Source organism: Streptomyces sp. HUAS 31 (genome assembly GCF_028198125.1).
GTDB classification, from domain to species: Bacteria; Actinomycetota; Actinomycetes; order Streptomycetales; family Streptomycetaceae; genus Streptomyces; species Streptomyces chartreusis.
The window spans coordinates 6,538,434-6,564,464 of the sequence record NZ_CP116353.1 but is presented as its reverse complement, the minus strand read 5'-3'; the positions used below and the strand labels follow the sequence as shown (position 1 = coordinate 6,564,464).

The window sequence follows — 26,031 nt, the reverse complement described above, 5'->3', positions numbered from 1 at the left end:
ATGGCCTTCCGCGAGATCAACTCCAAGATGGTCGAGGCGACGGTCATGCCCGGCCAGAAGCTGTTCAGCCAGCGCGGCGCGATGCTCGCCTACAAGGGCGAGGTGTCCTTCACCCCCAACATGGCGGGCGGCCAGGGCGGGATCATGTCGATGATCGGGCGCCGGGTGGCGAACGAGGACACCCCGCTGATGAGCGTCGAGGGCAGCGGCACCGTGCTCTTCGGGCACGGCGGCCACCATGTGCAGGTGATCCACCTCGCCGGCGACACCCTGTGCGTCGAGGCGGACCGCCTCCTCGCCTTCGAGGGCACGCTCCACCAGGGCACGATGTTCCTCGGCTCGCAGGGCGGCGTCATGGGCATGGTGCGCGGCCAGGTCTCCGGACAGGGGCTGTTCACCACCACCCTCAAGGGGCACGGCGCGGTGGCGGTCATGGCGCACGGCGGCGTCTTCGAGATCCCGATCACCCCGCAGCGCCCGGTCCACGTCGACCCCCAGGCCTACGTCGCCCACCACGGCGATGTGCGCAACAAGCTGTCCACCGCGCTCGGCTGGCGCGACATGGTGGGCCGCGGCTCCGGCGAGGCGTTCCAGCTGGAGCTCAGCGGCAACGGTGCCGTCTACGTCCAGGCGTCGGAGGAAAAGCTGTGAGCACCCACGGAACCCCCGGCGGCCCCACGGTCCTCGACCCGGCCTCGCTGCCCGTCGACGACAACGTCAACGCCTACACCTTCTGCGTGGAACTCAAGGGAAGCCAGTGGTTCCTGCAGAAGGGGAAGATGATCGCCTACTACGGCTCGATCGACTTCAACGGCGTCGGGCACGGCCGACTCGACCGACTTGTCCGTACTTCCTTTCATTCGCCACTGCACGCGAGCGACTGGGTCGTGGCGGAGGGCTCCGGGAAGATGCTGCTGGCCGACCGGGCCTTCGACGTGAATTCGTACGACCTCGAAGACGGCAATCTGACCATTCGCTCGGGCAACCTGCTCGCTTTTCAGCCAACTCTTGCACTCAAGCAATCGATCGTGCCGGGTTTTCTGACACTCATCGGAACCGGAAAGTTCGTGGCTGCATCTAACGGGCCGGTGGTGTTCATGGAACCGCCGATCCGGGTGGATCCGCAGGCGCTCGTCGGCTGGGCCGACTGCCCCTCGCCGTGCCACCACTACGACCACGGCTACATGACCGGCGTAATGGGCGGTCTACGTGCACTGACGGGCCTTGGCGGGGCCTCCGGGGAGGAGCATCAGTTCGAGTTCGTGGGGGCCGGCACCGTCCTGCTGCAGTCGTCCGAGACCCTCATGGCCGAGCAGGCCACGGGGGTGGTCCCGCCGGACGCCGGAGTGCCCGGTGGCGGAGGGTCGCACACAGGGCCTTCACAACCGGCCGGGGTACCGCGCCTTCCCGGACAGCTGGGGGACCTCCAGCGTCGCTTCGGGCTGTGAGCGGTAGTCTGCGGAGTGTGACATCGAACGTGTGCGCACACGGTCGTGCCACACGAAAACCCTCACTAGTTCGCCTTTCAACTTCTTAGGTAGACTTCATTCATGGAGACCGAAACGGCCACCCGCTGGCTGACCGATGCGGAGCAGTGCGCCTGGCGCACCCACCTGGAGGTCAACAGGCTGTTGAGCTACCAGCTCGAAAAAGACCTCCAGCCGTTCGGCCTGACAATGAACGACTACGAGATCCTGGTGAACCTCTCCGAGTCGGAGGACGTCCGGATGCGGATGAGCGACCTCGCCTCCGCCACCCTGCAGTCCAAGAGCCGGCTCTCCCACCAGATCACCAGGATGGAGAACGCGAACCTGGTCCGGCGTGAGAACTGCGAGTCCGACCGCCGCGGGCTCTACGCGGTCCTCACCGACCACGGCATGGAGACCATGCAGAAGGTCGCGCCGCACCACGTGGCGTCCGTCCGCCGGCACTTCATCGACCTGCTCTCCCCCGACTCCCTGACGGAGCTCGACAAGGCCCTCAAGCCGATCGCGGAGCACCTGCGCGGCCAGCGGGGACGTCCGTAACCCGGGCGGACCCCCACGGACGCCGGCGAACCCGGCGCCTACTGAGCCTGCGGCAGGCGGAGTTCGAACAGGGCTCCGCCCGCCGGCGCCCGGCCCACGGTGAGCGTGCCCCCGTGCCGTACGGCCACGTCACGGGCGATGGCAAGACCCAGCCCGGCCCCGCCGTCGTCACGGCTGCGGGCCTCGTCGAGCCGGACGAACCGCTCGAAGATCCGCTCCCGGTCGGCCTCGGCCACTCCGTCCCCGTCGTCGGCGACCGCCGCGACGACCCACTCCCCTTCCCGGCGCACGGTCAGGGTGACCGCCGAGCGCGCGTGCCGCGCGGCGTTGTCCAGCAGGTTGGTGAGCACCCTCCCCACCTGCCCCCGCGACCCCGCCACCTGCGCGGACCGCGCCTCGACCGTCACTTCCGCCCGCCCCTCGGCCTGCTCACGGGCCAGCGCACCGAGGTCGAACCGCGCGTCACCCGGCCGCTCCCCCGCGTCCAGACGGGCGAGCAGCAGCAGGTCGGCGGCCAGACCCTGGAGCCGTACGGTGTCCTCCACCGCGCCGTCGAGGTCGAGCAGCTCGGGGTGCGCGACGCCGACCTCCAGCTGGGTGCGCAGGGAGGCGATCGGGCTGCGCAGCTCGTGCGAGGCGTCGGCGACGAAGCGGCGCTGGCGCTCCACCGACGTCTGGAGGGCGGCCAGGGTCTCGTTCGTGGTCAGCGCGAGGCGGGCGACCTCGTCGTGGGTGCCCGGCACCGGAACCCGGCGCGCCAGGTCCTCGGACGCGGTGATCGCCGCCATCTCGCCCCGGATGCCCTCGACCGGACGCAGGGCGCGCCGGGTGACCAGCCAGGTGACGCCGGCGACGACGCCGAGCAGCAGCGGGAAGCCGATGAGCATGACGGTGAGCGCGGTGTTCACGGCACTCTGCTCGGCGTCCAGCGAACCACCGGCGTACACCGTCAGTCGCCCTCGGTCGCCGGCCTCCACGGGGACTGCGGCGAAGCGGTAGTCGGCGCTCTCGCCGTCGATGGTCGCCGAGCCGTCGCTGAACTCGGTCCCCTCGCCGATCTCACCGGCCTCGCCGCGGCCGGAGTCGTCGTCGGCGTCGTCATCGTCGTCGTCCGCGCCGGCTCCCGTGCCCGTTCCGCCGGACTGCGGCTGCGGCTTGACGGCGTCGGTGGCCGTGCCGCTGATCCGCTCCAGCTCGTCGCTCGCGGCGACCAGCGTGCCGTTGGCGTCGACCACCTGGACCGGGCTCTCGTCGTCCAGGTCCAGCTGGTCGTAGGGCTTCCCGGCGGCGAGCTGGGCGACGACGTTCTGCGCGGTGCGCTGCGCCTCGTTGCCGGCCTGCTCCATCAGGTTGGACCGCAGCGACAGCAGCACCGCCGCCCCCGCCGCGACCAGTGCCACCGCAACGACGAGGGTGGCGCCGAGCGTGGCCCGGGACCGGACCGAGCCGAAGATCCTTCTCATCGTTCCTTCTCCAGCCGGTAGCCGGCGCCGCGCACCGTCCGGATCAGCCCGGGGCGCAGCTTGCGCCGCAGGGTGCTGATGTACACCTCGACGATGTTGGGGTCGCCCTCGTACGCGAAGTCCCAGACGTGCTCCAGGATCCCGGCCTTGGAGACCACCTCGCCGGCCCGCGTCACGAGCTGTTCCAGGACCGCGAACTCCTTCGTGGTGAGGGTCACTTCGGCCTCGCCCAGGAAGACCCGGCGGGCGGCGGTGTCGACCTTCAGGTCGCCGTGGACGTGCACGGGCGAGGCCCCGGCGCCCTGTCCCCCGCGCCGCAGCAGCGCCTTCACACGCGCGACGAGGACGACGTACGAGAACGGCTTGGTGAGGTAGTCGTCGGCGCCGGTGTCCAGGCCCTCCGCCTCGTCGTACTCGCCGTCCTTGGCGGTGAGCATCAGGATCGGCACCTCGTGGCCGGCGGCGCGCAGGGCGGCGCAGACGCGGTAGCCGTTCATGCCGGGCAGCATGATGTCGAGGATCACGAGGTCGTACGACCCCTCGGAGGCGCGGTACAGCCCCTCGCGGCCGTCGTGGACGACGTCCACGGCGTATCCCTCGGCCGTCAGTCCCTTGGCGAGCGACAGGGCCAGCCGCTTCTCGTCCTCCACGATCAACAGGCGCATGCGTAAAGGTTCGCAAAGCCAAGCTGAAGATCTCTTCAGGGTCCTTCAGGTTCCCCTCAGCGTCGGTTCGGCAGATTGAGCGGTGTCGAAACGACAACGACTCGGGAGGAACCGGAATGAAGCGCAACATCGTCATCGCCACCGTCGCCGCAGCGGCCCTGATCGGGGGCGGCACCGTCGCGGCCTACGCCGCCGCCGGTGACGACGACGGCGCTGCCACGCAGCGGCAGTCGAGCGTCCGGATCAGCGACGACCGGGACGACAGCGCGGACGACTCCGCCGAGGACCGCGCCGACGACCGGGACGACAAGCGGGACGACGACAGCGTCGAGGTCCGTTCGGACGCCGCCGGCGCGAAGGTCACCGCGGCCGACGCCATCGCCGCGGCGCTGAAGCACACGCCGGGCACGGCCGTCGGCGCCGACCTGGACGACGACGGCTCCCGGGCGTGGGAGGTGAACGTCGTCAAGGGCGACGGCACCGAACACGACGTCCGGGTCTCCGCGAGCGACGGCAAGGTCCTCGGCGCCCACCGCGACGACGACGATGACGACGACGCCCGCGAGGACCTGGCCGCGCTGAAGGGCGCGGACGTCGACGCCCGCGAGGCCGCCGTGGCCGCTGCCGCCAAGGGCACCGTCACCGACGTCGACCTCGACGACGACGGCCCCGCGGCCTGGAGCGTGGAGACCACCAAGGGCGAGTGGAAGGTCGACCTGGGGACGGGCAAGGTCACCCAGGACCTCGACGACTGACGCCGCCTCGCCTCACGTCATCGCGTGACCTCAGGGGTACGGGACATCCCGTACCCCTTCTCGCGTCCCGTCGCACCCCGCGCCACGGCCAGTGCCGTCAGCATCATCACGCCCCCGGTCACCGCGAAGCACACGCCCGCGGGCAGCGACCCGACGAGTACACCGGCCGCCGCGGCACCGGCCGTACCGCCCGCGTTGACGGCCGTGTTGACCCAGGCGCCGGCCTGGACCCGGGCCTCGGGCGCGGCCGTCTCGTCGGCGATGAGATACGCGGTGGTGACCAGCGGGGACACGAAGACACCGGCGACCGCGACCGCCACGGCGAGGGTGCCGAGGCCCTGGGCCAGTGCCGCGCCGCACAGCGCAAGGCCCAGTCCGGCGCTCTGCGCGGCCAGCCGTGTCCCGGCGGCGGACCGCCATGCCACGGCCCCGTTGAGCAGCCCGCCGACGGCGCTTCCGGCGGACAGGGCGGCGAGCACCCAGGCGGCGCTGCCCGCGCCGTGGCCGCTTGTCTCGGCGAAGGCGACGACCAGCAGATCGAGCACGCCCAGGGCGAGGCCGACGCCCGCGGCGGCGAGCACCGGCCGCCCCAGGCCGCGCAGCACCCGCCGCCCGGCCGCGCCAGGCCCCGTCTCGCGCTTGCCGGCCGGCACCGCGCGCACCACCGGCGACGACACGAACCCGGCCGTCCCCACCACCATCAGCGCCGCCCCGAGGAGCACCCCGAACGCCGGTGGGGCGAACCCGACGAGCACGCCCACCAGCAACGGCCCCGAGACGAAGAGCAGTTCCTCCGCGACGGCGTCGAGGCTGTAGGCCCGCTGCATCAGCGCCCGGTCCGGGGCCAGCCGCCCCCACACGGCACGCATGGTGGGCCCGAGCGGCGGAGTGCAGGCACCGGCGAAGGCGGTGACGACGCCGAGGACGAACGGGGAGGCGGCGCCCGGCCGCCACACGAGCGCGGCTAGCAGTACGAGCAGCGCCGAGTGGGCCGCCACCATCGGCACGAGCGCCCGGCGCGGCCCGTGCCGGTCGATCAGGGTCGCCCGGGCGGGCGACAGGAAGACGCTGGTACCGGAGAACAGCGCCATGACGACGCCGGCCACCGCGTACGACCCGGAGGCCCGGGTCACCGCGAGCATCACGGACAGCGGGGCGACACCGTAGGACAGCCGGCCGAGCAGGGCGGCGGCGAAGGTGCGGCGGGCATGGGGGATCCGGAGGACGGCGGCATACGAAGGCCGCGCCACAGATGTGGAAGACACGGGGATTCCTCGACTCGAGGCGGAAAAGGGGACGCCGAAGCGCCACGCCGGTCACGACCGAGGGGGTCGTTCACCGTGCGCGGGCGGGCGTGCCCTATGCCGAGAGGAGGTACATGCGGATCAACCTAGCAGCAGCGCTCCGCTGGGAGTGCCGAGATGTGCCGTCCTGCGTCCGCGAGTACGTCGTGGCTGGTCGCGCAGTTCCCCGCGCCCCTTCAGGACCCTGCCGAACCGTCGGCGCCCTCAACCGCACCCGTCAGCCCCGCCACCAGCTCGTCCGCCGCGCGGTACGGGTCCAGTTCACCGGTGACGATCTTCTCCGCCAGTGCCGCGAGGCGGCGGTCGCCGTGCAGGTCGGCGATCCGCTCCCGCAGGGCCGTGACGGCGATCGTCTCGACCTCGCGGGCGGCGCGGGCGCGGCGGCGCTCGGCCAGGACGCCGCGCTCCTCCATCCAGGCCCGGTGCTTCTCCAGGGCCTCCACGACCTCGTCGACGCCCTCGGCACGGGCGGCGACCGTCTTCACGATCGGCGGGCGCCAGTCACCGGGGCCGCGGGACTCGCCGAGGCCGAGCATGTGGTTGAGCTCGCGGGCGGTGGCGTCGGCCCCGTCGCGGTCGGCCTTGTTGACGACGTACACGTCGCCGATCTCCAGGATTCCGGCCTTCGCCGCCTGGATGCCGTCGCCCATGCCGGGGGCGAGCAGGACGACGGAGGTGTCGGCCTGGGAGGCGATCTCCACCTCCGACTGGCCCACACCCACCGTCTCGACCAGGATCACGTCGCAGCCGGCCGCGTCCAGGACACGGATCGCCTGCGGGGCGGACCAGGCGAGGCCGCCCAAGTGGCCCCGGGTGGCCATCGAGCGGATGTAGACGCCGGGGTCGGAGGCGTGGTCCGACATCCGCACCCGGTCGCCGAGCAGGGCACCGCCCGAGAAGGGCGAGGACGGGTCGACGGCCAGGACGCCGACCCGCCTGCCCTGCTTGCGGTACGCGGTGACCAGGGCGGAGGTGGACGTCGACTTGCCGACGCCCGGGGAGCCGGTCAGGCCCACTACATAGGCGTTGCCCGTCAGCGGGGCCAGCGCCGCCATGACCTCCCGCAGCTGCGGGGACGCCCCCTCCACCAGGGAGATCAGCCGGGCCACGGCCCGCGGCCGGCCTTCCCTGGCCTGGGCCACCAGGGTGGAGACGTCCTGCATCACAGCTCCGTTCACAAAGAGGTCCTACTGAAGGAGAACTCAGGCCTTGGGTACCCGCACGATCAGCGCGTCACCCTGGCCGCCGCCACCGCACAGCGCGGCCGCGCCGATGCCGCCGCCCCGCCGCTTCAGCTCCAGCGCCAGGTGCAGGACGAGCCGCGCACCCGACATGCCGATCGGGTGACCGAGGGCGATGGCTCCGCCGTTGACGTTCACCCTTTCCGTGGACACGCCGAGGTCCTTCATTGACTGCACGGCCACCGCGGCGAAGGCCTCGTTGATCTCGACGAGGTCGAGGTCGGAGACCTCCAGGCCCTCCTTCTTCAGGGCGTGCTGGATGGCGTTGGAGGGCTGGGACTGCAGCGAGTTGTCCGGGCCCGCGACATTGCCGTGCGCGCCGATCTCGGCGATCCAGTCCAGGCCGAGCTCCTGCGCCTTGGCCTTGCTCATGACGACGACCGCGGCGGCGCCGTCGGAGATCTGCGACGCCGAGCCCGCCGTGATCGTGCCGTCCTTCGCGAACGCCGGGCGCAGCTTGCCGAGCGACTCCGCCGTCGTGTCGCCGCGGATGCCCTCGTCCTTGCTGAACAGGACCGGGTCGCCCTTGCGCTGCGGGATCTCCACGGGGGTGATCTCCGCCTCGAACAGACCGTTCTTCTGGGCGGCGGCGGCGCGCTGGTGGGACAGCGCGGCGATCTCGTCCTGCTCGGGGCGCAGGATGCCGAGGCGGGTGTTGTGCTTCTCCGTGGACTCGCCCATGGCGATGCCCTCGAAGGAGTCGGTCAGGCCGTCGTGGGCCATCGAGTCGAGCATCTCGATCGCGCCGTACTTGAAGCCCTCACGGGACTTCGGCAGCAGGTGCGGGGCGTTGGTCATGGACTCCTGACCGCCCGCGACGATCACGTCGAACTCACCGGCGCGGATCAGCTGGTCCGCGAGGGCGATGGCGTCGAGGCCGGACAGACACACCTTGTTGACGGTGAGCGCCGGGACGCTCATCGGGATGCCGGCCTTGACCGCGGCCTGGCGTGCCGGGATCTGCCCTGCCCCGGCCTGGAGCACCTGGCCCATGATCACGTACTGAACCTGGTCGCCACCGATACCCGCACGGTCGAGGGCGGCCTTGATCGCGAAGCCGCCGAGGTCGGCTCCGGAGAAGGACTTCAGTGAGCCGAGCAGCCGTCCCATCGGGGTACGGGCACCCGCGACGATCACGGAGGTCGTGCCGTTTCCAGAAGACATGAGGTGCGATCCCCTTCCAGCTTGAGCAGCCGAGGAGTGAACGAGGGTTTACTTCGAATGTACTGAGTGGCACTCCGTGCCGTCACCGGGCTGTCGGTGTGATCGCTGGCACGTTGCGTAACCACCGCGGGAGCGCTGCACTGAATTCCATGCTGACTCGAATCGACCACATCGGGATCGCCTGCTTCGACCTCGACAAGACTGTCGAGTTCTACCGGGCCACGTACGGCTTCGAGGTGTACCACTCGGAGGTCAACGAGGAGCAGGGCGTCCGCGAGGCCATGCTCAAAATCAATGACACCTCCGACGGCGGCGCCTCCTACCTGCAGCTTCTCGAGCCCACCCGCCCGGACTCCACCGTCGCCAAGTGGCTCGACAAGAACGGCGAGGGTGTCCACCACATCGCCTTCGGTACGGCGGACGTCGACACGGACGCCGACGACATCCGCTCCAAGGGCGTACGCGTTCTGTACGAAGAGCCCCGACGTGGCTCCATGGGGTCACGAATCACCTTCCTGCACCCCAAGGATTGCCACGGAGTACTGACAGAACTGGTCACTTCGGCGCCTGTTGAGTCACCTGAGCACTGACCCTCGTACATATGGGCCGGTAGGGTTGGGGGCGGTCGCTCCTCGACACGGGGTGGCCGCATGCCGGGGTCCGGGTTTCGGGGGGCGAGCGTCGGGGCAGCAGCCCATGCTCCGCCGTTGATCTGACACCATTCCCCGGGGGCCCCGTTCGGCGGACGGACGGAGCCCGTATGGCCAGACTTGCGACCAGGGGACGGATGGGACCGCGCAGTGCGGGGCTACGAACGCCAGGAGCGAGAGCCGGCGGCTGACGTCGACCACCTCTCTCGGTTCGAGGCCGAGATGGATCGGCTGAAGACCGAGCGAGAGAAGGCGATCCAGCACGCCGAGGACCTCGGCTACCAGGTCGAGGTGCTGCGCGCCAAGCTGCACGAGGCGCGGCGGACCATCATGTCCCGGCCCGCCTTCGACGGCGGGGACATCGGCTATCAGGCCGAGCAGTTGCTGCGCAACGCCCAGGTCCAGGCGGACCAGCTGCGCCAGGACGCCGAGCGCGAGCTCAGCCAGGTCCGGGCACAGACGCAGCGCATCCTCCAGGAGCACGCCGAGCAGGCGGCCCGGCTCCAGGCCGAGCTGCACCAGGAGGCGGTCACCCGCCGCCAGCAGCTGGACCAGGAGCTCGCCGAGCGCCGTCAGACCGTCGAGTCGCACGTCAACGAGAACGTGGCGTGGGCCGAGCAGCTGCGCGCCCGCAGCGAGTCGCAGGCCCGCCGCCTCCTCGACGAGTCGCGTGCCGAGGCCGACCAGGCCATGTCGGCCGCGCGCGCCGAGGCCGAGCGGCTCACCGGCGAGGCCCGCCAGCGCCTGACGGGCGCGGCCGAGGAGGCCCGCGCGGAGGCCGAGCAGATCCTGCTCCGGGCCCGCACGGACGCCGAGCGGCTGCTGAACGCCGCCTCGACGCAGGCCCAGGAGGCCACCGACCACGCCGAGCAGCTGCGTACCTCCACCGCCTCGGAGTCGGACTCCGCCCGCCGGCAGGCCACCGAGCTGAGCCGGGCCGCCGAGCAGCGCATGTCGGAGGCCGAGGAGGCGCTGCGCAAGGCGCAGTCCGAGGCCGAGAAGCTGGTCGCCGAGGCCACGACGGCCGCCGAGAAGGCGCTCACCAGCGCCGAGTCGGCCAACGAACAGCGCATGCGGACGGCCAAGGAGCAGGTCGCCCGGCTGGTCAGCGAGGCCACCAAGGACGCCGAGTCCACCAAGGCGGACGCCGAGCAGGTCGTCGCCGACGCCCGCGCCGAGGCCGAGAAGATCGTCGCCGAGGCCGCCGAGAAGGCCCGCACGATCACCGCCGAGGAGAGCGCGACCCAGCTCTCGAAGGCGGCCAAGACCGCCGAGGACGTCCTCAACAAGGCGCAGGAGGACGCGCAGAACACCACCAAGGCCGCGGCCGAGGAGGCCGAGCGGATCCGCACCGAGGCCGAGGCCGAGGCGGACCGGCTGCGCGCCGAGGCGCACGACATCGCCGAACAGCTCAAGGGCTCGGCGAAGGACGACACCAAGGAGTACCGCGCCAAGACGGTCGAGCTCCAGGAGGAGGCACGCCGGCTGCGCGGCGAGGCCGAGCACCTGCGCTCCGAGGCCGTCGCCGAGGGCGAGAAGATCCGCGCGGAGGCCCGCAAGGAGGCCGTCCAGCAGATCGAGGAGGCGGCCAAGACCGCCGAGGAGCTGCTGTCCAAGGCCCGGCAGGACGCTGACGACCTGCGTCAGAAGGCCACGTCGGACAGCGAGAAGGTCCGCACCGAGGCCATCGAGCGCGCCACCACGCTGCGCCGTCAGGCCGAGGAGACCCTTCAGCGCACCCGCCAGGAGGCCGAGCGCCACCGCGACGAGGTCGTCGAGCAGGCCGAGGGCATCAAGGCCGACGCCGAGCAGGCCGCCCGCGAGCTGCGCGAGGAGACCGAGCGCGGCGTCGAGGCCCGCCGGGAGGAGGCCGCCGAGGAGCTGACGCGCCTTCACACCGACGCCGAGCAGCGGCTCGCGGCGGCCGAGCAGGCGCTCGCCGACGCCCGCGAGGAGGCCTCGCGCATCCGCCGTGAGGCCGGTGAGGAGACGGACCGGCTGCGCGGTGAGGCCGCCGAGCGGATCCGCACCCTCCAGCAGCAGGCCGAGGAGGAGGCCGACCGGCTGCGCACCGAGGCCGCGTCGGACGCGTCCGCGTCCCGTGCCGAGGGCGAGGCCATCGCCGTACGCCTCAGGTCGGAGGCCGCGGCCGAGGCCGAGCGGCTGAAGTCCGAGGCGCAGGACACCGCCGACCGGGTGCGTGCCGAGGCACAGGCCGCCGCCGAGCGGCTCGCGACGGAGGCGTCCGAGACGCTGGCCGCCGCCCAGGAGGAGGCTCTCCGGCGCCGCCGCGAGGCCGAGGAACTCCTCGGCTCCGCCCGCCAGGAGGCCGACCAGGAGCGCGAGCGGGCCCGCGAGCAGAGCGAGGAGCTGCTGGCCTCCGCGCGCAATCGCGTGGAGGAGGCGCAGGCCGAGGCGGTACGGCTGGTCGAGGAGGCCGACCGGCGCGCCACCGAGATGGTGTCGGCGGCCGAGCAGCACGCCCAGCAGGTCCGTGACTCCGTGACCGGGCTGCACGAGCAGGCCCAGGAGGAGATCACCGGGCTGCGCAGCGCCGCCGAGCACGCGGCGGACCGTACGCGCCGGGAGGCCGAGGAGGAGTCGGACCGGGTCCGCGCGGACGCCTACGCCGAGCGGGAGCGGGCGAGCGAGGACGCGGGCCGTGTGCGCCGCGAGGCGAACGAGGAGGCCGCGGCCGCCAAGTCCCTCGCCGAGCGCACGGTCGGGGAGGCCATCGCCGAGGCGGAGCGGCTGCGGTCGGACGCCTCCGAGCACGCCCAGCGCATCCGCACCGAGGCCTCCGACAAGATCGCCGAGGCCGACCAGGCCGCGTCCCGCACCCGGGCGGACGCCCGCGAGGACGCCAACCGGATCCGGTCCGACGCGGCGACGCAGGCCGACACCCTCATCACGGAGGCCCGTTCGGAGGCGGAGCGGCTCCAGTCGGAGACGATCACGGAGGCCGACCGGGTGCGCGCCGACGCGCTCGCCAAGGCCGAGAAGCTGGTCGGGGACGCCACGTCGGAGTCGGAGCGGCTGCGCGCCGAGGCCGCCGAGACGGTGGGGTCGGCCCAGCAGCACGCCGAGCGGGTCCGCCGGGACTCCGAGCGCCTCAAGGCCGAGGCCTCCGCGGAGGCGGAGCGGCTGGTGAACGCGGCCCGTGAGGAGGCCGAGCGGACCCTCGACGAGGTCCGCAAGGACGCCAGCAAGCGGCGCCAGGACGTCGCCGAGCAGGTCGACACGCTCATCACGGAGACCACGGCCGAGGCGGACAAGCTCCTCACCGAGGCGCAGCAGCAGGCGCACAAGACGACCGCGGACGCCGAGGGCCAGGCCGACACCATGGTGGGCGCGGCCCGCAAGGAGGCCGACCGGCTGGTCTCCGAGGCGACCGTCGAGGGCAATTCGATGGTGGAGAAGGCCCGCACGGACGCGGACGAGCTGCTCGTCGGCGCCCGCCGGGACGCCACGTCGATAAGGGAGCGCGCCGAGGAGCTGCGCGACCGCATCACGAGCGAGATCGAGAACCTGCACGAGCGGGCCCGCCGCGAGGCCTCGGAGACGATGAAGTCGACCGGCGACCGCTGCGACGCCCTCATCAAGGCCTCCGAGGAGCAGCTCGCCAAGGCCCAGGCGAAGGCCAAGGAGCTGGTGTCGGAGGCCAACTCCGAGGCCGGCAAGGTCCGTATCGCCGCCGTGAAGAAGGCCGAGGGGCTGCTGAAGGAGGCCGAGCAGAAGCGCTCGACCCTCATCAAGGAGGCCGAGGAGCTCAAGGCCGAGGCGATCCGCGAGGCCAAGCGCACGGTCGAGGAGGGCAAGCGCGAGCTGGAGGTCCTCGTGCGGCGGCGTGAGGACATCAACGCCGAGATCTCGCGGGTCCAGGACGTCCTGGAGGCGCTGGAGTCGTTCGAGGCACCGGGCGGCGCCAAGGACGGCGGGGTCAAGGCGGGTGCGACAGTCGGAGCACCCCGAACGGGTGGCAAGTCGTCAGAGGGCTAGCGGGTCGGGCGGGTTCCGGTGTCTCCTGGGGGCCTTTGACCCGGTTTTTGGCAAGCCGTCCGACGGTTAGCCACTCAAAAGGGGTCTCATTCTCCAGATCAAACACGTATCCGCTCGATGACACACCGCTTCGGCCCCTAGGATTCCACTTATCACCTCACCGGTCTCTTTCGACAGGAACCCCATGAGCGACACTTCCCCCTACGGCTTCGAGCTAGTGCGGCGTGGGTACGACCGCGCTCAGGTGGACGAACGGATCTCCAAGCTCGTCTCCGACCGTGACAGCGCTCTCACCCGCATCACCGCTCTGGAAAAGCGCATCGAGGAGCTCCACCTCGAGACGCAGAACGCCCAGGCCCAGGTAACCGACGCAGAGCCGTCGTACGCCGGCCTCGGCGCGCGTGTCGAGAAGATCCTCCGCCTCGCCGAGGAAGAGGCCAAGGATCTGCGCGAGGAGGCCCGCCGCGCCGCCGAGCAGCACCGCGAGCTCGCCGAGTCGGCGGCCCAGCAGGTTCGTAACGACGCAGAATCGTTCGCTGCGGAGCGCAAGTCCAAGGCCGAGGACGAAGGCGTCCGGATCGTCGAGAAGGCCAAGAGCGACGCCTCCCAGCTGCGTGCCGAGGCGCAGAAGGACGCTCAGTCCAAGCGCGAGGAGGCCGACGCTCTCTTCGAGGAGACCCGCGCCAAGGCCGCGCAGGCCGCCGCCGACTTCGAGACGAACCTCGCCAAGCGCCGCGAGCAGTCCGAGCGCGACCTGGCCTCGCGTCAGGCCAAGGCCGAGAAGCGTCTCGCCGAGATCGAGCACCGCGCCGAGCAGCTGCGCCTGGAGGCCGAGAAGCTGCGCACCGACGCCGAGCGCCGTGCCCGTCAGACGGTGGAGACGGCTCAGCGCCAGGCCGAGGACATCGTGGCCGACGCCAACGCCAAGGCCGACCGGATCCGTTCGGAATCCGAGCGCGAGCTCGCGGCTCTCACCAACCGCCGCGACAGCATCAACGCTCAGCTGACGAACGTCCGCGAGATGCTGGCGACGCTGACCGGTGCCGCGGTGGCCGCGACCGGTGCGCCGGCCGCCGAGGACGAGCCGATCACGCGTGGGGTGCCCGCTCAGCAGTCCCGGTAAAGATCCGGCACACGCCTGCTGAATTTTCGCAAAGCCCTCTGCCACTGGGGTGGCAGAGGGCTTTGTCCCGTTTTAGCGTGGGCGGCATGATCGAGCTCGAGGGGCTGACGAAGCGGTACGGCGACAAGGTGGCGGTCAACAACCTGACGTGCACGGTGAGACCGGGCATCGTCACGGGGTTCCTCGGCCCCAACGGCGCGGGCAAGTCGACCACGATGCGCATGATCCTGGGCCTGGACCGGCCCACCGCCGGTGACGTCCGTATCGACGGCAAGCACTACGACCAGCTGAAGGACCCGCTCACCTATATCGGCGCCCTGCTGGAGGCCAAGGCCTGGCACCCAGGACGCAGCGCCCACAACCATCTGCTGTGCCTCGCCCAGAGCAACGGCATCCCGGACAGCCGGGTGCGCGAGGTGCTGGACGCGGTCGGGCTGACCGCGGTGGCCAAGAAGAAGACCAAGGGCTTCTCGATGGGCATGGGCCAGCGGCTCGGCATCGCGGGCGCGCTGCTCGGCGATCCACGGATCCTGATGTTCGACGAGCCGGTCAACGGCCTCGACCCCGAGGGCATCCACTGGATCCGGAACCTGATGAAGTCGCTGGCCGCCCAGGGCCGGACGGTGTTCGTCTCCTCCCACCTGATGAGCGAGATGGCCCTGACCGCCGACCATCTGGTCGTCATCGGACAGGGGCGGCTGCTCGCCGACACGTCCATGCCCGAGTTCATCGCGCGCAACTCACGGGCGTACGTCCGTATCCGCACCCCGCAGCGCGAGCGGCTGCTCGACGTGTTGCAGCAGGCCGGGATCACCGCCGTGCAGAACGGCAACGGCACGCTGGAGGTGGACGGCGGCAAGTCCGAGCAGATCGGGGAGCTGGCGGCGCGCCACCAGGTCGTGCTGCACGAACTGAGTCCGCAACAGGCCTCCCTGGAGGAGGCGTTCATGCAGCTGACCGCGGAGTCGGTGGAGTACCACGCGCACGCCGAGGCGCCGCCGCAGGCGCAGGCGCAGGCCCCGGCCCGGGCGCAACAGCAGCAGTGGGGCGCCGACTGGAGGAGGAGCTGAGCATGGTGGTCACCCAGGTAGTCCGCTCCGAATGGACCAAGATCCGGTCCGTCGCCTCCACCATGTGGACGCTGTCCCTCGCGGTGGTGGTCACCATCGCCCTCGGCATGCTGATCTCGGCCCTGTCGAAGAACGAGTTCGACGACATGAGCCGCAACGACCAGCTGTCCTTCGACCCGACCTTCACCAGCTTCGCCGGGATGGGCCTCGGCCAGCTCGCGCTGATCGTGTTCGGGGTGCTCGTCGTCTCCAACGAGTACAGCACCGGGATGATCCGCAGCTCGCTGGCGGCCGTGCCGCAGCGCGGCACCTTCCTGTTCAGCAAGATCGCGGTGGCGACCGGGCTCTCCCTGGTCGTCGGCCTGGCCACCAGCTTCGTCGCCTTCTTCCTCGGGCAGTCGATGCTCGGCGAGTACCGGGCCGAGATCGGCGACCCGGGCGTGCTGCGGGCGGTGATCGGCGGCGGGCTCTACATGGCCCTCATCGCGATGTTCTCGATGGGCGTCGCCGCGATGCTGCGCTCGCCGATGCTGTCGCTGGGCATCCTGATGCCGTTCTTCTTCCTGATCTCCAACATCCTCGGGAACGTCTCGGCCACCGAGAAGATCGGCCGCTACCTGCCCGACCAGGCCGGCAGCAAGATCATGCAGGTGGTCACCCCGGTCGACAACGACACTCCCTACGGCCCCTGGGGCGGGCTCGGGATCATGGTGCTGTGGGTGATCGCCGCGCTCGCCGGCGGTTACGCCACGCTCAAGAAACGGGACGCGTAGCGAGGAGACCACGGTGCGAGGTTTTACTTGCTCTTGAGTGGAACCGTCAGCGCCTCGGTATCCTCCTAACCCTTACGGGGGGCGTGTGCCCCGCTGTCCTGAACCTTTCGATGGGTGCGGAGCATGATCGAGGCAGTCGGCCTGACCAAGCGCTACGGCGACAAGACCGCTGTGTACAACTTGTCCTTCCAGGTGCGGCCCGGCGCCGTCACCGGCTTCCTGGGCCCGAACGGCTCGGGCAAGTCGACGACGATGCGCATGATCCTCGGCCTGGACAATCCGACCTCGGGGCATGTCACGATCGGCGGCTACCCGTACCGCAGGCTGCCGAACGCCCCGCGTCAGGTCGGCGCGCTGCTGGACGCCAAGGCGGTGCACGGCGGACGCGCCGCGCGCAACCACCTGCTCAGCCTGGCCCAGCTGTCCGGCATCCCCGCCCGTCGGGTGGACGAGGTGCTGGGCGTGGTCGGCCTCCAGGACGTGGCGAGACGGCGCTCCAAGGGCTTCTCGCTCGGCATGGGCCAGCGGCTCGGCATCGCCGCCGCGCTCCTCGGCGACCCCCAGGTGCTGCTGTTCGACGAGCCGGTCAACGGCCTCGACCCCGAGGGCATCCTCTGGGTGCGGAACCTGATGAAGTCGCTGGCGGCCGAGGGCCGTACCGTCTTCGTCTCCTCCCACCTGATGAGCGAGATGGCGCTGACCGCCGACCACCTGATCGTCATCGGGCGCGGCCAGCTGCTGTCCGACATGAGCGTCAAGGACTTCATCGCCGCGAACTCCGCGGGCTTCGCCCGGGTCCGTACGCCCGACACCGAGCCGCAGCTGCGCGAGAAGCTGGCCGGCGCGCTCACCGAGGCGGGCGGGCACGTGCTGCCCGAGCAGGACGGCGCGCTCCGGATCACCGGGCTGGCGCTCCCCCGCATCAGCGACATCGCGCACGACACCGACGTACGTCTGTGGGAGCTGTCGCCGCACCAGGCCTCGCTGGAGGAGGCGTACATGCGGATGACGCAGGGCGCGGTCGACTACCGCTCCACCATCGACCAGAAGGAAGGGCTGCAGCAGCCGCTGCCACCGGGCGCGCAGCCGCCGATGCCGGTGCCCGGTCAGGGCCAGCCGGGCTGGTACGCCCCGCCGCCGCCCCAACAGGGCGGGCAGCCGTACGCCGCACAGCCGGGTCAGCCCGGGCCGTACGGCGCTCCGGCGGCTCCGGGGGCCGGAACGCCGAACCCGTACGCCCAGGCGGCCCCGCAGGCGCCTCAGACGGCCCCGGGCCCGGCTCCGGCGGCTCCTCCGGCGCAGCCCGCGCCGCCGGTCGCCCAGAACCCCGCCCAGGCGCCCGCGAGCGCTCCTGCCGCCACGCCCGCCGCCCCGACCCAGCCCGAGGACGCCCGATGAGCACGCCCCAGCCCCCGATGCCGCAGACCGCCGCACCGAACTGGCAGGCGGCGCCCGGCACCCCGTACCCGACCTACACCTCGCCGATCCCCGTGGTCCGCACGCACCTCGGGCACGCGCTCGCCTCGGAGTGGACGAAGATCCGCTCGGTGCGCTCCACGATGTGGACGCTCGGGGTGTTCGTCGTGCTCGTGATCGGCATCGGCCTATCGGTCGCCGCTTTGATCGCCGGCAACGCCTCGGAGGAGAGCCTCTCCGGCGAGAGCCCGCTGTCGTTCGGCTTCTTCGGACTGCTGCTCGGCAGCATCTGCATCATCACGCTCGGCGTGCTGACCACTGCCTCGGAGTACGGCACCGGCATGATCCGCACCACGATGACCGCGTGCCCGACGCGCGGCCGGGTGCTGGCGGCCAAGTCGATCGTGTTCTTCGTGGTCGCGTTCGTGGTGACGCTGGCGTCGGCCGTCCTGGTCGCCCTCGCGGACGTGGCCTTCCTGGAGGGCTCCCGGGAGCCGACCGGCGAGGAGTGGCTGAAGGGCACCGTCGGCATCTCGTTCTACATCGCGCTGCTCGGGCTGCTCTCGCTCGTCGTCGGCTCGATCATCCGGCACTCGGCGGGCGCGATCACGATCATGATCGGCGTCCTGCTGGCCCCGCTGGTCATCGCCCTCTTCATGTTCTCGGAGTCGCTGAAGGACCTTCAGCAGGCGCTGTTCGAGTACTCCATCCCGAACCAGCTGAGCGTCTTCTACGCCCAGTCCCTCTCCGAGTCAGGCCCGTCCGGCTGGGATCCGCTGTGGATCATGCTCGGCGTCACGGCCGCCGCGTTCGCAGGCGCCTGGGCGCTGCTGGAGAAGCGCGACGTGTGAGACCGGCCGGCTAGAACCTCGGCGCGTTCCTGGACCGCTGCACCCGTGTGGTGCGGCGGTCCTTCGCGTTCCAGCACGCCTTGTGCCAGTGGCGCCGGTCGTCCACGCCCGCGTGGTCGGGCCAGGCGACGACGTGCGGGACGCCGTCCGGGATCATCTGCTCGCAGCCCGGGCAGCGGTACGCCTTGCCCTGCGCACTCGCACCCGCCACATGCCGTACGTTCCACTCCTCGTCGTCCCAGCTCTCCGAGGACTGCCAGCCGCCGTAGCGGCCGGGCCGGTCGTCCTCGGCACTGTGGCCGGACGAGCCGGAATCCTTGGGTCGGTTGCGACGCGGGGACACGGAACACCTCACGGGGCTATACAGGATGCACGGGTCGCATCCAGCCTACGCGGCACGGACAGGGGTAGTCGTACGGCACCAACCCCCACAAGTCCCTCACGTCGGCCATTGATTCTGCAGACAATCCGCAAATCTCTTCGCCAAGCCGTGTCCTCGGCACGTGTCAGACGGTTATGCCCGGTGGGGGAGCTCCGCGTCGGAGCCAAGGAAGCAGGAAACAGCAATGCGCGTAGGAAGTTTCGTACTCGCGGCCCGGTTCCCGGGCCAGGGTGATGGGGAGGCGCTGCACCGCGCGGTCCGCTCCGCCGAGGTCGCCGAGGAGGCGGGGCTCGACTCGGTCTGGCTGGCCGAGCACCACTTCGTGCCGTACGGCACCTGTCCGTCCGCGATCACCCTGGCCGCCCTGCTGCTCGGCCGCACCAGCCGGCTGCGTGTCGGCACCGCGGTGAGCGTACTGCCCACCGCCCACCCGGTGGCCCTCGGCGAGCAGGCGGCACTGCTGCACATCGCCTCCGGCGGGCGGTTCTCGCTGGGCGTGGGGCGCGGTGGGCCGTGGGTCGACCTGGAGGTGTTCGGGCAGGGCCTCAAGGCGTACGAGGAAGGGTTCCCGGAGTCGCTCGATCTGTTGATGCGCTGGCTGCGCGAGCCCTCGGTCGCGGCCGCCGGCGAGCGGTTCGGCTTCCGCGAGGTCGCCGTCGTACCGCGGCCGTCGGAGTGCCTCTCGGACGTCGAGGGCCCCGAGGTCGTCGTCGCGTGCACCTCGCCGCGCAGTGTGCGGCTCGCGGCCGAGCGCGGGCTGCCGATGCTGCTCGGGATGCACGTGGGCGACGAGGAGAAGGCCGAGATGGTCGCGCTGTGGCGGGAGCACGCCCGCGCGGCCGGGCGGCCGGTGGACGAGATCCGCGGCGCGGCCCATGTGTCGGCCGGCGTCTGCCAGATCGCGGACCGGCGCACGGACGCGGTGGAGACCCTCACCAAGGCGATGCCCGGCTGGCTGCGCCAGGGCCTGGACGCCCATGTGACGGTCGACGGCCGCAGGCGCTCGATGCGCGACCCGCTGGCGTACACCGAACTCCTCTGCGGGCTGCACCCGGTGGGCACGCCGCGCCTGTGCGCCGACCGCCTGGCGGCGACCAGTGAGCGGACCGGGATCTCCCGCTTCGCCCTGCTGGTCGAGGGCTCCGGCGACCTGGCGGCGACCGAGGAGAACGTACGACGGCTGGGCACCGAAGTGCTGCCGCACCTCGGCTGAGTCGGCCGGTGCGCACCGAACACCCCGGACCGCCAGAGGGCTTGCCGCCCCAGTACTGAATGCACCTCCCGCGTATGGAGCGGCAAGCAAGCGACTCAATGCGTCAGCAGTCCCTGAACTCCGGGGACTGGTTCAGCACCTGGCTGCGCACCGAGGTGAAGCGGGACAGCGTCTCGTCGACCGAGGAGTCAAGCGGGAACACCGCCACCCGGTGGCAGTTCTGGAATGCCAGTCGCACCCCGAAGTGCCGCTGCAGCGCGCCGCGTATCGCGTCACTCGCAAGCGCACGCAGCAGCTGGCCACGTGCCTGCTCGTCCGGCGGGGGCGTCTGGTTGTCGGCGAACGAACCGCCGTCGACCTTCAGCTGGGCCACCAGGGAGCTGATCATCTCCCATGCATAGGGCAGGGAGGTCCGGACGCAGTCGACGAAGGCGGCTTCGTCGACCTCGCCTCGCTCGGCCTGTTCGAGTAGGGCCGGTGAGACGTCGAGCGACATGGGTTCTCCTCTCGCACCCCCGCAGCAGCAGGGGTTGCCGGACAGATGAGGGAGTTCGCGATACCGGACACTCTGTGTACACGCCTCGCGACCTCCCGTTTAATACGGTAGGCAACAGACGGTGACGGCACCAGGAGAATGCGTACATGGGCGGGCCCCGTTGGGCTCACAATCGGCCAGAAATGAACAGGGGCAGTCCGGGGTCTTACGGACTCCCCCAGGGCGAATCGCGTCGACAGGGACCCGTCGAGTAGCGTTGCCGACCATGCGTCTCGTCATTGCCCGATGCTCCGTCGACTACGCGGGCCGGCTCACCGCCCATCTGCCCTCGGCGCCCCGTCTGATCCTGGTCAAGGCGGACGGCAGCGTCTCGATCCACGCGGACGACCGGGCCTACAAGCCCCTCAACTGGATGTCGCCGCCCTGCACTCTGAAGGAGGGGGACGGCGAGCAGCAGGACGTCTGGACGGTCACCAACAAAGCGGGCGAGAAGCTGATCATCACGATGGAGGAAATCCTCCATGATTCGTCCCACGAACTGGGTGTGGACCCCGGCCTGATCAAGGACGGCGTGGAAGCGCACCTCCAGGAACTCCTCGCCGACCGCATCGAGACGCTGGGCGAGGGCTACACGCTCATCCGCCGCGAGTACATGACGGCCATCGGGCCGGTCGACATCCTGTGCCGGGACGCGGAGGGCGCGACGGTCGCGGTCGAGATCAAGCGGCGCGGTGAGATCGACGGTGTGGAACAGCTGACGCGCTACCTGGAGTTGCTGAACCGCGACCCGCATCTCGCCCCGGTGCGCGGCATCTTCGCGGCCCAGGAGATCAAGCCCCAGGCCCGGGTCCTCGCCACGGACCGCGGCATCGGCTGCCAGGTCCTGGACTACGACTCGATGCGCGGCATCGAGGACGACAAGCTGCGGCTGTTCTAGGGCCGCGGCGCATCACCGCTCCCCTGCTGCCGCCACGACGTTGTCCGGCGGTGCCGAACCGACGCCGAGGCCGGTTGGCACCGCCGAAACGCGCCAGAGGGGCCGCGTGCCGTCGCGGCGGACAAGTTTTGGCCGGGGACGGGTCCCGGGCCACGACGGTCGTCGCACCCCGGACAATCGCCCTGCTCACCAGCCGTGGGCCCGCTCACCAACCACCACTCGGATCACGGGCGGTGGGCCAGGATCGCCCACCGCCGCTCGGGTCACCGACCGTAGGTCAGATCAGTGCGTCCGCGTCCGTGCTCGGGGTGTCGACCCGCGTGGACGCCGGGGCGCTCGCCGAGTTGGTGGTCTCCGCAGGGCTGGACGAGGCCGGACCGCTGGCCGAGGTCGAGGAGGTCGGGGTCTCCGTCGGAGAGGTCGGGGTCTCCGTCGGCTCCTCTGTCGGTTCCTCCGTGGGGTCCTCGGTCGTCGGGTCGTCCGTCGGCGTATGGCTGGGCGGCCTGGTCGGCGAGGACGGCGGCTTCGTCGGGGACGACGGCGGCTTCGTCGGCGAGTGCGTGGAGCCGCCGCTCGAACCCTGCGTCCCGGTCGGGTCGTCCGACGGGTCCGTCGGATCGTCCGTCGGGGTCGGGTCGTCCGCCGTGCCGAGGGTGCCGTCGGGACCCGGATCCGTCGGCCGGCTGGTGGCCGTGCCGGTGTCGCCCTTGTCGTCGCTCTCCACCTTGTCCGCGCCCAGGCTGTCGTCACCGGGGCCCTGGCTGGCGGACGGGTTGACGCCGACCTGGTTGGCCGGGGCGTTGGGGTCGTTGTCGGACGTGGCGCCGAGTGTCACCACCGTGCCGAGCACCGCCACGAGCAGCGCGCCCGCGCCGGCCGCGACGAGGTTGCGGCGCGCGAAGTTCCGGATGCCGCCGCGGCCCTTGTGCGAGGACATCGGGGCCGACGGCGCGGACGCCCGGTGGGTGACCAGCGTCCCGGTGTCACCGACGGGCGGGAACGGGGTCCGCACTCCGCCGGGCGGCGACTGCGACTCCTCGTAGCGCGCGTCCGGCACCTCCTCGCCCGCGGTCGCGCCGAACGCGGCCAGTCCCGGCGCCGTACCGGAGCGGTCCGAGACCAGCGCGAGGGCGCGGCGCCCGGCGACGGTGCCGCGCTTGTCGGCGAGGGCGCCGCGCAGGCCGATGGAGGTCTCCAGCTCGGTGCGGGCCCGGTCCAGCTGGTCGCCGCAGAGCGCGAGGACGCCCAACTCGTGGTGGAAGTAGGCCTGTTCGGACACGTCACCGGCGAGGCGGGCGGCCTCGGCGCCGGCGCGCAGGGCCCGCTCCCAGGCGTTCCAGTGCAGTCCCGCCGCGAACGCGGGCGCCGCCGTGCGGGCCAGCTGTACGGTCGGGCTCTCCTCGCCCTCGGCGGGCGGTGTCGTTGCCGGCACGAGCACGCCCAGTGCGGCGAGCACGGCGTCGGCCTCGGCGGAGACCCGCTCCGGCGTGACCGAGGGGTGCCCGGCCCACCAGGCGTAGTGCTGCACGGCGGTGCGGGCGTCGTCCTGGGCGTCGTCGGCGTACCCGGCGGCCTCCAGCTGGACCTGCACCCCGGCGGCGAGCCGGTAGCGGGAGCCGACGGGCGAGACCAGCCCGCAGTCGGCCAGCTCGCCCAGCGCGGCGTCCGCGTGGGTGTCCCCGACGAGCGCGGGCAGATGCGCCTGGTGCGGCACCTCGCCGCCGAGCGCGACGGCGAACCTGAGGGTGGTCCGGGCGGAGGTGCTGAGCCGCGAGGCGAGCAGCTGTGCCGGTCCCGCGGCCTCTCCGAGCGACGGCAGCGGTGCCTCCTCGCCGCCCTCGGGGTCGACCGGGGCGTCGAAAGGCGCGTCGGACGGCGGGGCGTCGTCGAAGACGCCGTACTCGTCGACGGCGTCCGCGCCGGCCCGCAGCCGGTCCCGCTGCCGCAGCAGCGCCCCGGCCTGGACGAACCTCAGTGGCAGGCCCTCGGACTCGAACCACAGGTCGCCGGCCCAGTTCGCCTCGTCCTCGGTGAGGACCCGGCCGATGCCGCGCTCCAGGAGTTCCACGCTCGCGGCACGGTCGAGCCCTTCGAGGGCGACCTCCTCGATGCCGGAGTCGGCGGACGGCGCGGGCACCTCGGGCGTGGCGGAGAGCAGGAAGGCACACTCGGGGGTCGCGTCGAGCAGCTCTTCCAGCGCGGCGCCGCCGAACTCGATGTCGTCCAGGACGACGACGGCGCCGATCTCACGCACGCACGAGAGCAGTTCGCCCCGCTCGGGGCGGTACAGGGGTGCGCCGTACACGGAGTAGAAGAGGTCGTACAGCAGATCGGTGGGCGCGCGGTGGAAGCCGGTGAGGCGGACGACGCCGTCGGGGGCGAGGTCCACGCAGTCCTCGGCGACGAGGTCGAGCAGGCTGGTGCGGCCCGTGCCACGGGCGCCGACCAGACGCACGGAGCGACCGCGGGCCAGCATCCGTACCAGCTGTTCGCGCTCGTCCTGGCGGGCCAGGAGCGGTTCGGCGGGACGGGTCGGACCGGGCGGGACCGGCGGCTTGGCGGCTCGGTCCACCTCGGCGCGTTCGGCCGGGGTCAGCTTCTCGGGCCGCCCGGGACGCTCCGCCTGCGGGCAGATCTCGATCTCGCTGCCGTCGACGGGGTTGACGGTGAGCAGGTAGTCACCGGAGACCAGTTGCACCGTGCGGGCGAGTGCGGGCGAGTGCTGGCCGAAGTCGGGTGTGAGGGGGTCCCTGGGCGGGCGCGGGCGCGACGACTGGCCGTCGGCGTCATGGCCGTACTCCTCGGGTCCCCGGGTGTTCGGGTCCATAGGTTTCAAGCCCCCCAAAAGCGTCGTGTGCAGTTCGCGGCCCCTCCCGGCCTTTGCACACCGCGCTGTCGCTTCTGGTCCGGGCCCGCTCGAAGGGGTTTGTCTAGGCAGCGGGCAGCCGAACCCTAAACCTTCGCACAGTATCTACGACAGGTCGGGGTACCGCGCCGTCCGAGACATCACAGTCTCGTGAGGATTGGGCGCGACGTGCGCTTCGCAACCGGAACGCCCCACTGTCCCGCCCCACCCGTGCCGGGTGTCACACCCGGGGCAGGGACTCCACCCCGATGCCGCCCTCGATCGCCAGGATCCGGTGCAGCCGGGTGGCCACCAGCAGGCGCTGCATCTGCGGCGGCACGCCGCGCAGCACCAGGCGCCGGCCGCAGCGGCCGGCCCGCCGGTGGGCCCCCATGATCACCCCGAGTCCGGTGGCGTCCCAGAACTCCAGCTCGGACAGGTCCAGCACCAGATCGCCGACTCCGTCGTCGACGGCCGAGTGCAGGACCGTACGGGCGTCCGCCGCGCTGCGGACGTCGAGGCGGCCCCCGACGACCAGTTCGGCGTGGTCGCCCCTGATGTGCATATCGCTCCCCTAAGCGTGCGTTCGTGCTCCGCGTGTGTGGTCTGCGTAGGTGCCTGTGTCTGTGTTTGCTATGAGTCTTCGCTGTGGCCGGTGATGCAACCTCTGACTGCGTTGAGCGGCCAGAGGTTGCCGTCTGTAAGCGAACCGATACCGAATTCACCCCATCGCGTGATGGGTGAGAGGGCTGTGCGGTGGTCTACGAAACCTCAGTAGCTGTAAAAGCCTTGCCCGCTCTTGCGGCCGATGTCACCCGCGTCCACCATCCGGCGCATCAGCTCCGGCGGCGCGAACTTCTCGTCCTGGGACTCGGTGTAGATGTTGCCGGTGGCGTGCAGCAGGATGTCGACGCCGGTGAGGTCGGCCGTGGCGAGCGGGCCCATGGCGTGACCGAAGCCCAGCTTGCAGGCGAGGTCGATGTCCTCGGCGGTGGCGACACCCGACTCGTAGAGCTTGGTGGCCTCGACGACGAGCGCCGAGATCAGCCGGGTGGTGACGAAGCCGGCGACGTCGCGGTTCACGACGATGCAGGTCTTGCCGACGGACTCGGCGAACTCACGCGCGGTGGCGAGGGTTTCGTCGCTCGTCTTGTAGCCGCGGACCAGTTCGACGAGCTGCATCATCGGCACCGGCGAGAAGAAGTGCACACCGACGACCCGCTCGGGGTGCGCGGTGGCCGCCGCGATCTTGGTGATCGGGATGGCGGAGGTGTTGGAGGCGAGCACGGCGTCCTCGCGCACGATCTTGTCGAGCGCGCGGAAGATCTCGTGCTTGACCTCGAGCTTCTCGAAGACGGCCTCGACGACGACGTCCGCGTCGGCGACCGCGTCCAGGTCGGTGGTGGCGGTGATGCGGGCGAGGGCCGCGTCGGCGTCGTGCGCCTCCAGCTTGCCCTTGCTCACGAACTTGTCGTACGACGCCTTGATGCCGTCGGTGCCACGCGTGAGGGCCTCGTCGGTGACGTCGCGCAGGACCACGTCCCAACCCGCCTGAGCAGAGACCTGGGCGATACCGGAACCCATGAGACCGGCCCCGATGACGGCGAGCTTGCGTGCCACTGACGACTCCCCTTTGAATCACGGCAGCAGTACCGCG

General features: G+C 71.3%; 23 protein-coding genes. 13 read left to right on the top strand and 10 right to left on the bottom strand.

Annotation, left to right across the window (positions count from 1 at the left end; all coding sequences use genetic code 11):
* From PGH47_RS29365 to PGH47_RS29355, 3 genes are all read left to right on the top strand, one after another.
* Window positions 1-651: an AIM24 family protein gene (locus PGH47_RS29365; protein ID WP_271665881.1), complete on the top strand. Its 651-nt coding sequence runs from the start codon at window positions 1-3 to the stop codon at window positions 649-651.
* Window positions 648-1,448, top strand: a complete 801-nt coding sequence (locus tag PGH47_RS29360) for an AIM24 family protein (RefSeq protein WP_271665880.1) — start codon at window positions 648-650, stop codon at window positions 1,446-1,448. Before PGH47_RS29365 ends, PGH47_RS29360 begins: the two co-directional genes overlap by 4 nt.
* A gap of 102 nt (window positions 1,449-1,550) precedes the next feature.
* Window positions 1,551-2,027, top strand: coding sequence for a MarR family winged helix-turn-helix transcriptional regulator (locus tag PGH47_RS29355; RefSeq protein WP_271665879.1), 477 nt, complete (start codon window positions 1,551-1,553; stop codon window positions 2,025-2,027).
* A gap of 38 nt (window positions 2,028-2,065) precedes the next feature.
* On the opposite strand, the gene PGH47_RS29350 is transcribed toward PGH47_RS29355, so the two are convergent.
* Window positions 2,066-3,490: a sensor histidine kinase gene (locus PGH47_RS29350; RefSeq protein ID WP_271665878.1), complete on the bottom strand. Its 1,425-nt coding sequence runs from the start codon at window positions 3,488-3,490 to the stop codon at window positions 2,066-2,068.
* On the bottom strand, window positions 3,487-4,155 hold the full coding sequence (locus PGH47_RS29345; protein WP_030950107.1) for a response regulator transcription factor: 669 nt from the start codon (window positions 4,153-4,155) through the stop codon (window positions 3,487-3,489). Before PGH47_RS29345 ends, PGH47_RS29350 begins: the two co-directional genes overlap by 4 nt.
* 116 nt (window positions 4,156-4,271) lie before the next feature.
* Between PGH47_RS29345 and PGH47_RS29340 the strand changes: the two genes are divergently transcribed.
* Window positions 4,272-4,910: a PepSY domain-containing protein gene (locus tag PGH47_RS29340; RefSeq protein ID WP_271665877.1), complete on the top strand. Its 639-nt coding sequence runs from the start codon at window positions 4,272-4,274 to the stop codon at window positions 4,908-4,910.
* Between the two features lie 17 nt (window positions 4,911-4,927).
* Here PGH47_RS29340 and PGH47_RS29335 read toward each other — a convergent pair whose 3' ends face one another.
* The 3 genes from PGH47_RS29335 to PGH47_RS29325 form a co-directional block, all read right to left on the bottom strand.
* A complete protein-coding gene (locus PGH47_RS29335; protein WP_271665876.1) occupies window positions 4,928-6,175 on the bottom strand; it encodes an MFS transporter in 1,248 nt (415 codons plus the stop codon).
* Window positions 6,176-6,390: 215 nt separating this feature from the next.
* The gene (gene meaB, locus PGH47_RS29330) at window positions 6,391-7,377 is read right to left on the bottom strand and encodes a methylmalonyl Co-A mutase-associated GTPase MeaB (RefSeq protein ID WP_271665875.1); all 987 of its coding nucleotides are present in this window, start codon (window positions 7,375-7,377) and stop codon (window positions 6,391-6,393) included.
* Between the two features lie 39 nt (window positions 7,378-7,416).
* Window positions 7,417-8,619, bottom strand: a complete 1,203-nt coding sequence (locus tag PGH47_RS29325) for an acetyl-CoA C-acetyltransferase (RefSeq protein ID WP_030957918.1) — start codon at window positions 8,617-8,619, stop codon at window positions 7,417-7,419.
* A 149-nt stretch (window positions 8,620-8,768) separates the two neighbouring features.
* Here PGH47_RS29325 and mce point away from each other — a divergent pair, with 149 nt between their 5' ends.
* From mce to PGH47_RS29290, 7 genes are all read left to right on the top strand, one after another.
* Complete coding sequence (mce, locus tag PGH47_RS29320; RefSeq protein WP_030957920.1) at window positions 8,769-9,209, top strand: methylmalonyl-CoA epimerase; 441 nt, start codon at window positions 8,769-8,771, stop codon at window positions 9,207-9,209.
* 210 nt (window positions 9,210-9,419) lie between these two features.
* Window positions 9,420-13,268, top strand: a complete 3,849-nt coding sequence (scy, locus tag PGH47_RS29315) for a polarized growth protein Scy (RefSeq protein ID WP_271665874.1) — start codon at window positions 9,420-9,422, stop codon at window positions 13,266-13,268.
* Window positions 13,269-13,452: 184 nt separating this feature from the next.
* Window positions 13,453-14,391 carry a cellulose-binding protein gene (locus PGH47_RS29310; protein ID WP_030954674.1) on the top strand — a complete coding sequence of 313 codons (939 nt, stop codon included), beginning with the start codon at window positions 13,453-13,455 and terminating at the stop codon, window positions 14,389-14,391.
* 86 nt (window positions 14,392-14,477) lie between these two features.
* Window positions 14,478-15,461 (top strand): ABC transporter ATP-binding protein, encoded by a 984-nt coding sequence (locus tag PGH47_RS29305; RefSeq protein WP_271665873.1) that lies wholly within the window; start codon window positions 14,478-14,480, stop codon window positions 15,459-15,461.
* 2 nt (window positions 15,462-15,463) lie between these two features.
* Window positions 15,464-16,234 carry an ABC transporter permease gene (locus PGH47_RS29300; RefSeq protein WP_271665872.1) on the top strand — a complete coding sequence of 257 codons (771 nt, stop codon included), beginning with the start codon at window positions 15,464-15,466 and terminating at the stop codon, window positions 16,232-16,234.
* A gap of 123 nt (window positions 16,235-16,357) precedes the next feature.
* Complete coding sequence (locus tag PGH47_RS29295) at window positions 16,358-17,632, top strand: ABC transporter ATP-binding protein (protein ID WP_271665871.1); 1,275 nt, start codon at window positions 16,358-16,360, stop codon at window positions 17,630-17,632.
* Window positions 17,629-18,501 carry an ABC transporter permease subunit gene (locus PGH47_RS29290; RefSeq protein ID WP_271665870.1) on the top strand — a complete coding sequence of 291 codons (873 nt, stop codon included), beginning with the start codon at window positions 17,629-17,631 and terminating at the stop codon, window positions 18,499-18,501. The genes PGH47_RS29295 and PGH47_RS29290 overlap by 4 nt, the downstream gene beginning before the upstream one ends.
* A gap of 10 nt (window positions 18,502-18,511) precedes the next feature.
* Here the strand turns inward: PGH47_RS29290 and PGH47_RS29285 are convergent, their stop codons facing one another.
* Window positions 18,512-18,844, bottom strand: a complete 333-nt coding sequence (locus PGH47_RS29285; protein ID WP_271665869.1) for an ATP/GTP-binding protein — start codon at window positions 18,842-18,844, stop codon at window positions 18,512-18,514.
* A 223-nt stretch (window positions 18,845-19,067) separates the two neighbouring features.
* On the opposite strand from PGH47_RS29285, the gene PGH47_RS29280 reads away from it, so the two are divergent.
* Entirely contained in the window at window positions 19,068-20,096 is a 1,029-nt protein-coding gene (locus PGH47_RS29280; RefSeq protein WP_271665868.1) for an LLM class flavin-dependent oxidoreductase, read from the top strand.
* Window positions 20,097-20,199: 103 nt separating this feature from the next.
* On the opposite strand, the gene PGH47_RS29275 is transcribed toward PGH47_RS29280, so the two are convergent.
* Window positions 20,200-20,592 (bottom strand): SCO5389 family protein, encoded by a 393-nt coding sequence (locus tag PGH47_RS29275; protein ID WP_030959211.1) that lies wholly within the window; start codon window positions 20,590-20,592, stop codon window positions 20,200-20,202.
* A gap of 265 nt (window positions 20,593-20,857) precedes the next feature.
* Here PGH47_RS29275 and nucS point away from each other — a divergent pair, with 265 nt between their 5' ends.
* Complete coding sequence (nucS, locus tag PGH47_RS29270; protein WP_271665867.1) at window positions 20,858-21,529, top strand: endonuclease NucS; 672 nt, start codon at window positions 20,858-20,860, stop codon at window positions 21,527-21,529.
* A 277-nt stretch (window positions 21,530-21,806) separates the two neighbouring features.
* On the opposite strand, the gene PGH47_RS29265 is transcribed toward nucS, so the two are convergent.
* The 3 genes from PGH47_RS29265 to PGH47_RS29255 all read right to left on the bottom strand — a co-directional run bounded on the left by PGH47_RS29265 (window position 21,807) and on the right by PGH47_RS29255 (window position 25,994).
* Entirely contained in the window at window positions 21,807-24,356 is a 2,550-nt protein-coding gene (locus PGH47_RS29265; protein ID WP_271665866.1) for an ATP-binding protein, read from the bottom strand.
* A 259-nt stretch (window positions 24,357-24,615) separates the two neighbouring features.
* Window positions 24,616-24,939, bottom strand: a complete 324-nt coding sequence (locus tag PGH47_RS29260) for an STAS domain-containing protein (protein WP_019760944.1) — start codon at window positions 24,937-24,939, stop codon at window positions 24,616-24,618.
* A gap of 206 nt (window positions 24,940-25,145) precedes the next feature.
* The gene (locus PGH47_RS29255; RefSeq protein WP_271665865.1) at window positions 25,146-25,994 is read right to left on the bottom strand and encodes a 3-hydroxyacyl-CoA dehydrogenase family protein; all 849 of its coding nucleotides are present in this window, start codon (window positions 25,992-25,994) and stop codon (window positions 25,146-25,148) included.
* Window positions 25,995-26,031 lie beyond the last annotated feature (37 nt).

Excerpts from the sequence above, each read along its gene's own strand:
- PGH47_RS29365 (WP_271665881.1), top strand. The coding sequence starts at position 1 with ATGGCCTTCCGCGAGATCAACTCCAAGATGGTCGAGGCGACGGTCATG.
- PGH47_RS29355 (WP_271665879.1), top strand. The coding sequence starts at position 1,551 with ATGGAGACCGAAACGGCCACCCGCTGGCTGACCGATGCGGAGCAGTGC.
- PGH47_RS29350 (WP_271665878.1), bottom strand. The coding sequence starts at position 3,490 with ATGAGAAGGATCTTCGGCTCGGTCCGGTCCCGGGCCACGCTCGGCGCC.
- PGH47_RS29345 (WP_030950107.1), bottom strand. The coding sequence starts at position 4,155 with ATGCGCCTGTTGATCGTGGAGGACGAGAAGCGGCTGGCCCTGTCGCTC.
- PGH47_RS29340 (WP_271665877.1), top strand. The coding sequence starts at position 4,272 with ATGAAGCGCAACATCGTCATCGCCACCGTCGCCGCAGCGGCCCTGATC.
- meaB (WP_271665875.1), bottom strand. The coding sequence starts at position 7,377 with ATGCAGGACGTCTCCACCCTGGTGGCCCAGGCCAGGGAAGGCCGGCCG.
- PGH47_RS29325 (WP_030957918.1), bottom strand. The coding sequence starts at position 8,619 with ATGTCTTCTGGAAACGGCACGACCTCCGTGATCGTCGCGGGTGCCCGT.
- mce (WP_030957920.1), top strand. The coding sequence starts at position 8,769 with ATGCTGACTCGAATCGACCACATCGGGATCGCCTGCTTCGACCTCGAC.
- PGH47_RS29310 (WP_030954674.1), top strand. The coding sequence starts at position 13,453 with ATGAGCGACACTTCCCCCTACGGCTTCGAGCTAGTGCGGCGTGGGTAC.
- PGH47_RS29305 (WP_271665873.1), top strand. The coding sequence starts at position 14,478 with ATGATCGAGCTCGAGGGGCTGACGAAGCGGTACGGCGACAAGGTGGCG.
- PGH47_RS29300 (WP_271665872.1), top strand. The coding sequence starts at position 15,464 with ATGGTGGTCACCCAGGTAGTCCGCTCCGAATGGACCAAGATCCGGTCC.
- PGH47_RS29295 (WP_271665871.1), top strand. The coding sequence starts at position 16,358 with ATGATCGAGGCAGTCGGCCTGACCAAGCGCTACGGCGACAAGACCGCT.
- PGH47_RS29290 (WP_271665870.1), top strand. The coding sequence starts at position 17,629 with ATGAGCACGCCCCAGCCCCCGATGCCGCAGACCGCCGCACCGAACTGG.
- PGH47_RS29280 (WP_271665868.1), top strand. The coding sequence starts at position 19,068 with ATGCGCGTAGGAAGTTTCGTACTCGCGGCCCGGTTCCCGGGCCAGGGT.
- PGH47_RS29275 (WP_030959211.1), bottom strand. The coding sequence starts at position 20,592 with ATGTCGCTCGACGTCTCACCGGCCCTACTCGAACAGGCCGAGCGAGGC.
- nucS (WP_271665867.1), top strand. The coding sequence starts at position 20,858 with ATGCGTCTCGTCATTGCCCGATGCTCCGTCGACTACGCGGGCCGGCTC.
- PGH47_RS29265 (WP_271665866.1), bottom strand. The coding sequence starts at position 24,356 with ATGGACCCGAACACCCGGGGACCCGAGGAGTACGGCCATGACGCCGAC.
- PGH47_RS29260 (WP_019760944.1), bottom strand. The coding sequence starts at position 24,939 with ATGCACATCAGGGGCGACCACGCCGAACTGGTCGTCGGGGGCCGCCTC.